This window comes from Paenibacillus sp. E194, assembly GCF_000935845.1.
Lineage (GTDB): Bacteria > Bacillota > Bacilli > Paenibacillales > Paenibacillaceae > Paenibacillus_B > Paenibacillus_B alvei_B.
This window is the reverse complement of sequence record NZ_JMDX01000372.1, coordinates 1-4,079: the sequence shown is the minus strand read 5'-3', so window position 1 is coordinate 4,079 and position 4,079 is coordinate 1. Positions and strand designations below refer to the sequence as shown.

6 protein-coding genes and 1 pseudogene are annotated in these 4,079 nt (G+C 47.5%); all 7 read left to right on the top strand.

Translation table 11 applies throughout. The features are described from left to right. The first annotated feature begins 25 nt into the window (after window positions 1-25). The 7 genes and pseudogenes from AZ66_RS27560 to AZ66_RS27530 all read left to right on the top strand — a co-directional run bounded on the left by AZ66_RS27560 (window position 26) and on the right by AZ66_RS27530 (window position 4,045). A pseudogene (locus AZ66_RS27560) lies at window positions 26-1,061 on the top strand (NAD(P)H-dependent glycerol-3-phosphate dehydrogenase). Window positions 1,062-1,165: 104 nt separating this feature from the next. After that, window positions 1,166-1,438, top strand: coding sequence for a stage VI sporulation protein F (locus AZ66_RS27555; protein ID WP_021252899.1), 273 nt, complete (start codon window positions 1,166-1,168; stop codon window positions 1,436-1,438). A gap of 152 nt (window positions 1,439-1,590) precedes the next feature. Next, window positions 1,591-1,770, top strand: coding sequence for a DUF2768 family protein (locus AZ66_RS27550; protein ID WP_021259216.1), 180 nt, complete (start codon window positions 1,591-1,593; stop codon window positions 1,768-1,770). Window positions 1,771-1,839: 69 nt separating this feature from the next. Next, window positions 1,840-2,139 (top strand): 2Fe-2S iron-sulfur cluster-binding protein, encoded by a 300-nt coding sequence (locus tag AZ66_RS27545; protein ID WP_021259215.1) that lies wholly within the window; start codon window positions 1,840-1,842, stop codon window positions 2,137-2,139. Between the two features lie 71 nt (window positions 2,140-2,210). Next, the gene (locus tag AZ66_RS27540) at window positions 2,211-2,813 is read left to right on the top strand and encodes a hypothetical protein (protein ID WP_052648908.1); all 603 of its coding nucleotides are present in this window, start codon (window positions 2,211-2,213) and stop codon (window positions 2,811-2,813) included. 71 nt (window positions 2,814-2,884) lie between these two features. Beyond that, window positions 2,885-3,241, top strand: a complete 357-nt coding sequence (locus AZ66_RS27535; RefSeq protein ID WP_021259213.1) for a 2Fe-2S iron-sulfur cluster-binding protein — start codon at window positions 2,885-2,887, stop codon at window positions 3,239-3,241. A gap of 69 nt (window positions 3,242-3,310) precedes the next feature. Beyond that, on the top strand, window positions 3,311-4,045 hold the full coding sequence (locus tag AZ66_RS27530) for a hypothetical protein (protein ID WP_231587076.1): 735 nt from the start codon (window positions 3,311-3,313) through the stop codon (window positions 4,043-4,045). Window positions 4,046-4,079: the final 34 nt, after the last annotated feature.

The window sequence follows — 4,079 nt, the reverse complement described above, 5'->3', positions numbered from 1 at the left end:
GGCGCGAGCAAAGGGGGCGTGTCCCGTGTCCGTTAAAGTTGCTGTATTCGTCGCCGGAAGCTGGGGGGACTGCCCTGAGCGAGGTTCTCGCCCATAATGGACACGATGTGTATCTATGGACGAGAAATGGACAGCAGGCAGAAGAGATCAATACGGAGCATACGAACGGGAAATATCTGCCGGACGTTACCTTGCATCCCGGCATTCGGGCGACCAATTCCGTCGAAGAGGCTATGAGCGGTGCGAAGGCTTGCGTTGTTGTAGCACCATCTGCTGCGATGCGCCAAGTTGCGGGAATGATGAAGCCGTATTTGACGGACGAGATGGTTGTCGTACATGCGACAAAGGGATTTGAAACCGAAACATTAAAGCGCATGTCAGAGGTACTTGTAGAGGAGCTTGGATGTAGCTCAGATCGAATTGCTGTGTTGTCAGGTCCGAGCCATGCCGAAGAAGTTGTTAAGCAATGTCCAACAACGGTAGTTGTTGCTTCAACCAGTACGAAGGCTGCTGAGCAAGCACAGGATTTATTCATGAACGAATCTTTTTTCCGTGTCTATACCAATCCAGATGTGATTGGTGTGGAACTTGCAGGAGCGCTCAAAAATATAATTGCATTAGGCGCAGGCTTATCCGATGGACTGGAGTTCGGGGATAATGGCAAGGCTGCATTGTTAACACGCGGCTTGGCTGAGATTGCTCGGCTCGGAGTTGTAATGGGAGCGAATGCGATGACATTTGCCGGCCTTGCTGGCGTTGGCGATCTAGTTGTAACTTGTACGAGCAGCCATAGCCGGAACTGGAGAGCTGGCTCGCTTATAGGTCAAGGTATGGCGGTTGATGAGGTGTTGGCTCATATGGGGATGGTCGTTGAAGGTATCCGTACAACGAAGGCGGCTCATTCTTTGGCTGACCGCTATGACGTCCAAATGCCGATTACAGAGCAGTTATATCGAGTACTATTCGAATCTCGTGATCCAAAGACAGCAGTTGAATGCTTAATGGGTCGAGTTCGTAAGAACGAAATTGAAGAAGTGGCCACATCGGATTGGTCATCATAGATATGGATGGGCTTGCACGGACTCTATTATTGGCTAGTATCCTTATCACCTTCATTTATTCGTCGACATACACTGTATAGAGTACAGACCCGAGGAGGGGCGATATGTCGAATAAATTTCCGAAGGATGCATTGAATGCAATCAATAAGAAGTCTGGCAAGAACATAACGGAGAATCAAATCAAGAAGCTTGCAGGTACGGTGAAGCCTTCGACGATGCAGAATGAGGCGCAGCTGCGGCAGTTGATTAAGCAGGTTGCTTCAATGGCCAAACTCCCTGTCTCAGAGTCGACGATAAATGACATTGTCAGCACCGTGAAGAAGAGCGGAGTTAACGCAAACAACCTGGAAGCATTGATGAAGTTGATGAAGAAGTAGCAGGCACAATCGATTTGGTGTAAAAAGAAGACGACACGACAGCGAGTAGCTGATTGTGTCGTTTTTTTGTGCATGTTCGTGCAAAACGTTTCTCTTCTAATTCATCGAATGGTATAATGAGAGCAGTTTGAACGAATGGGAGAATCGGGAAAATGGACAGTATGACAAAAATGTGGGTATCCTTTATAGGAATAGGCCTAATGGCCTTTTCCGCACTGCTCATTGCTTTTGCCAGAAGTAAGACGAAAGGCTGGATACGAGGTATTCTTTCGCTTATTGCGTTCATTATGCTGCTTGCAGGTATGGTGTATGGGTTTTTCTCCATCTTGTAGGCGTAATTAACACTTTACACAATACATATCGTCATTGACGATAAGACGGTCGAAGGAGTGTGATTGAGGATGGTGGACATCCTATTCATAGGCAAGACGAAGCAAGCGAGTATATCCGTATCTGTAGGTACTACTCTGCTGGATGCCGCAAAAGAATCTGGAGTAGATTGGAATTATGCTTGCACGCGCGGAACATGTGCGAGATGTCGCTGCTTAATCGAAGAAGGACGAGAATATGTATCCGAAGTGACGGATGCAGAGTGGAACCGTATGGAGGAAGAAGAATTCGAGCAGGGTTATCGGCTCTCTTGTCAGGTCGTTGCAGAAGCGGATGGATTCATTCGTGCAGTTCACAAGCCGTATTTTTGATCTTAGGTTTGACTGGTGACTGGCAGCCTGAATAATGCAGCATGGATCCAAATGTGAATGGAGCAAATGGCATGATATCATTATCCGAACCAATAATGGGGACAATTGAACAATTAGTAGCATCAGCGAATAACGATATAAAGCACTGGATGCTAGGTGGGAGCTGTGGATTAGTTCTACAAGGGGTACCGCTTGGTCGGGAGCCTCGTGATGTGGATATCTATGCGGATGAGCCCGATGCAAAGCAGCTACAGGAGAAATGGAATCCATATGCAACCGATGCGCCCGAATGGAATGCAACGAGTACTTATCATTCCTTATTAAGTCATTATCAAATATGCGGGGTTCCCATTGAATTGGTTGGACAATTCATCGTAACTACACCGCAATGCCAATACAACACAATCATTCGTGATGCCTTATGGAATCATCGAATCATCTATAATGTTGACAGATTTAGTATCGCATTAATGCCGCTAGCTCATGAATTGGTCTTCAATATATTGCGTCAGCGGGAAGATCGCACAGCTTCGATCGCACAGGTAATCAATGCTGCTCCGGAGCAGCATTTTGCTGCTATGAATGCGGTTTTGGCAAATTGTTCGGAACCTGCGTATATACGTTCCATCGTGAATGAAAGGTGTCCGAATTTGATGGCTTTTTTATTTGTGTAATGTAAATGATGAGTAAATAAAGGTGGAGTCGCATGTTGCCCTGCCAACGTTGAGGAAAGGGGCTGGCTAGTATGGGGACAAACGTGCGGTTCGAGCCTTCTGGCAAGGTTTGGGGGGCTAAGCACTCGATGTCGTTATTGGATGCCGCGCAACGCGCAGGTGTTCCGATACGCACAAGATGCAGCGGGAAGGCCGGCTGCTTGATGTGTAAAGTACAGGTTTCAGCGGAAAAAGAAGGACTAATTGGAGAGCCCACGTTAGCAGAGAGCAGCAAGCTAGGTATCGATTCAGCAACTGGGCTACGTTTATCGTGCCAGACACTGCTGACAGGGAATCCAGGTACGGTTACGGTGGAAGTCCCGGAAGATCCTCTGAAAGCGGTTATTCGCCGCAAGCTGGCGGAGCAGGAAGAAGACAGCTTGTGGTAACACCAGAATAAAATGAACAGCTCTATCTTCAAGTGTGGAATTGTGATGGTGACTGAGGAGGAGAAGTAGTTGAGGTCGGGGAGACAAATCTGTTGTATCGTGCTATTCGTTATCATGAGCATGACGCTTCAAGGATGCTTATATCCGAAGGAGATGCACAAGGAAAGCCAACAATCGGTTCGTGAGGGCGTACTTCTTGTCCAAAATGCTGTGGATCAGTATCAGAAGGATACAGGTCTGCTTCCGCTAGTAAGCAGCGATGAGAGTGTTCCACGATATGAGAAGTTCCGTGTGAACTTTGAATTGCTCAAGCGAAGAGATCTGCTTAGCGCCATTCCCGGGAGTGCATTTGAATCAGGTGGCTCGGGTGTGTATCTGATTATTGATGAAGAGACGATTCCGAAAGTGAAGGTGATGGATTTACTCACTTCACAGCGGGGCAATGATCTTGCTCGTGCTGTTGATGCGCATATACGGGCTAAGGGTTCGGTGCCGAAGCAGGAGGAAGTATATCCTGGATTCTACCGGATTGATGAGAAGCTGATAGGCATACAGCCTGTAGAAGTTCGAAGTCCGTTCAGCCGAAGTGTACTGTCGTTCATGATGGATGAAGAGGGAAGGGTATACGCAGACTATGCGCAGGATATTATGCAGCTTGTGGAATCCTCTGGAAAGCAGCCTACAGGTCAAGAGAAGGATCTGAGGCCCATGCTAGTAGATGCCTCCTTCTTTGTACCGGTGAAGTCAGTCGCGTACATATGGAGCAACGGTGCGCCTGTACCTCAAGTAGAGACTTCCAAATAGACAAATGGAATGAAAGAAAGGCCAGTCGACATGT

Coding starts and splice junctions, on each gene's coding strand:
- AZ66_RS27555 (WP_021252899.1), top strand. CDS start 1,166: ATGTCGAATAAATTTCCGAAGGATGCATTGAATGCAATCAATAAGAAG.
- AZ66_RS27550 (WP_021259216.1), top strand. CDS start 1,591: ATGGACAGTATGACAAAAATGTGGGTATCCTTTATAGGAATAGGCCTA.
- AZ66_RS27545 (WP_021259215.1), top strand. CDS start 1,840: ATGGTGGACATCCTATTCATAGGCAAGACGAAGCAAGCGAGTATATCC.
- AZ66_RS27540 (WP_052648908.1), top strand. CDS start 2,211: ATGATATCATTATCCGAACCAATAATGGGGACAATTGAACAATTAGTA.
- AZ66_RS27535 (WP_021259213.1), top strand. CDS start 2,885: ATGGGGACAAACGTGCGGTTCGAGCCTTCTGGCAAGGTTTGGGGGGCT.